General features: G+C 46.5%; 3 protein-coding genes. All 3 read left to right on the forward strand.

Translation table 11 applies throughout. The features are described 5' to 3' along the window. Nucleotides 1-682, forward strand: a 682-nt coding sequence (locus I2H74_RS24525; protein WP_229106437.1) for an adenosylhomocysteinase, incomplete at its 5' end; no start/stop codon positions are given. Between the two features lie 149 nt (nucleotides 683-831). After that, nucleotides 832-1,935, forward strand: a complete 1,104-nt coding sequence (locus I2H74_RS07000) for a DUF4349 domain-containing protein (RefSeq protein WP_195572758.1) — start codon at nucleotides 832-834, stop codon at nucleotides 1,933-1,935. 215 nt (nucleotides 1,936-2,150) lie between these two features. Continuing rightward, nucleotides 2,151-2,582: a division/cell wall cluster transcriptional repressor MraZ gene (mraZ, locus tag I2H74_RS07005; RefSeq protein ID WP_195572759.1), complete on the forward strand. Its 432-nt coding sequence runs from the start codon at nucleotides 2,151-2,153 to the stop codon at nucleotides 2,580-2,582. Nucleotides 2,583-2,591 lie beyond the last annotated feature (9 nt).

Consider the following 2,591-nt stretch of genomic DNA (forward strand, 5'->3'; position numbering starts at 1 on the left):
ATCCGTATGGGATGGCATCAACCGCACGACGAACCTGGTTGTGGCAGGCAAGACCGTTGTCGTAGCTGGCTATGGCTGGTGCGGTAAAGGCGTAGCAATGCGTGCCAAAGGTCTTGGTGCCAATGTCGTCGTGACGGAGATCGATTCCATTCGCGCTGTAGAAGCATACATGGATGGTTTTACCGTTCTTCCGATGATGGAGGCTGCAAAGATTGGGGATATCTTCGTAACAGTAACAGGCAATCGCGACGTTATTCGCGGTGAGCATTATGATGTTATGAAAAATGGCGCCATACTCTCGAATGCTGGACACTTTGATGTTGAAGTGAACAAGCCAGAGCTTGAAGCGCGGTCTACTCAAGTGCGCACGGTTCGCCGCAACATTGAAGAGTATCAGTTGAAGGATGGCCGCAGCGTCTATGTGCTTGCAGAGGGACGCCTTGTGAATTTGGCAGCTGGGGATGGCCATCCAGCGGAAATTATGGATATGACCTTTGCCTTGCAGGCGATGAGCTTGAAATACGTCAATGAGAAGTATCAAGAGCTTGGCAAGAAAGTAATCAATGTTCCATATGAGCTTGATGAGCAGGTAGCTCGCCTGAAGCTTGCTTCCCTAGGTATTTCGGTTGACACGCTGAGCGAGGAGCAGAAGAGCTACTTGGACAGCTGGCAGGAGCATTAATCGTATCATTAAGCAGAGATCTAAACATAGACACAATTGTTTCGCAATAGGAACAGGCACTGGTGCAACAAACCAGTGCCTGTTGTCGTATAGTACATATCACCCAGAATATCCAATAAATAACGATTATACAAATAGGGGGTTATTTAATGGTCAATAAGGAGAAGGTGTGCATCAGCAAGCGAAGCAGAATGTCGTTAAGCATGCTCTGGTTATTGATGTTTCTTGTTATTGCAGCGGGCTGCTCCTCAGGTTCTGGTTCGAATGAGTTGGACTCCAAGTCATCATCATTAGCTGATTCCCCAGCATCATCGAATCAAGCTGCCGGGGATGTAGCGGCTAAGACGGAGCAATCATCAACGGAAGGTTCTGAAGAACACTTGACTGCAGACAACAACACGGGAGGGGGAGCGGCAGCAGAAGCGAATGCTGCTGTGAAAGACCGAAAGCTCATCTATAGCGCAAACCTCGTAATGGAGGTTAAGGATTATGAAGCTGCCAAGCAGCGGATCCAAGATATGATTCACCTCTCGGGTGGATACATTCTTGAATTTAACGATCAATATTCTGAATATGAGCGTGCAGGAATTTTTAAGATCAAGGTGCCTGCTCAAGGTTTTCAATCGATGCTTGAACAGCTGAATAAGCTTGAGCACCTTCGGTATGAGCGCAACTATTCCGCCACTGATGTGACGGAGGAGTATGTGGACTTGGCAGCCAGATTGAAGGTAGCGAAGGTCGAGGAAGCAAGATTGCTATCATTTATGGAGCAGGCGAAGAATACATCCGATCTGCTGAAGTTCTCTCAAGATTTAGCGGCGTCCCAGGAGAAGATAGAACGCATTCAGGGAAGAATGAACTATTTGGATCAAAATGTAGCCATGTCCACGATTGAGCTTCGTTTATATGAAACGCTTAAACAGGGCAATGAACCATCCGCATTAGAGAAAACGTTTGGGGAACGTCTTGGCGGAACACTGCAGGCCAGTGTTGAATCCCTGATTAACTTGCTGCAGGGATTAGTGCTCTTGCTGGCTGCCATGCTGCCTTACCTGATTGTGCTGCTCATTATTGGACTTCCTGTGCTTTGGATTGTAAAGCGCAGTCAACAGCATCGCAATGAACGATATAAGGAAAGACAAAAAGAAATGATGGAGCTCAATCAGAAGATGCTTGCTCAACACCATGTGGGGGAAGCAGAGGATGATCAATCCTCTAAACCAGATGAAAATGAAACAGACAGTGAAAAGTAATTTTTGGTAATTAACAAAGAACTGCTTTCTATAAATGAAGGAAACCCGCGGTGGATCAACGTTTTTGGTGATCACGCGGGTTTTATATTGATTTAGGTCTTGACACAAGAAATCCTGCTTACGAAGCAGGATTTTTGTTTTGAATGGCGAATAGATAACCGTCAGTGGTGAAAAGTGGTGAGATGTGGTGGAAAAAGGGGGAGGTGTGGTAGAGAATGTTCATGGGCGAATATCAGCATAACATTGATGACAAGGGCCGATTGATTATTCCTGCCAAACTCCGTGATAACCTTGGAACCACATTCGTCTTGACAAGAGGATTGGACCAATGTTTGTTTGTTTACCCGATGGATCAGTGGACTATTCTGGAGCAGAAGCTTCAGGCGCTGCCACTGATGAAGGCGGATGCGCGTGCGTTCACCCGCTTTTTCTTCTCCGGTGCAACGGAGTGCGAGTGGGACAAGCAAGGTCGCATCAACGTTCCTAGCCATCTTCGAGAGTATGCCAAGCTTGAGAAAGAATGTATGGTCATAGGGGTTCAAAATCGTGTGGAAGTGTGGAGCAAGGAAGCTTGGGAACACTACTTCAATCAGTCAGCAAGTACATTTAACGAGATTGCAGAGACGCTGGTTGATTTTAATTTCTAACACGAGTCT

The sequence above is a fragment of the Paenibacillus sp. 1001270B_150601_E10 genome, assembly GCF_015558675.1.
Lineage (GTDB): Bacteria > Bacillota > Bacilli > Paenibacillales > Paenibacillaceae > Paenibacillus_B.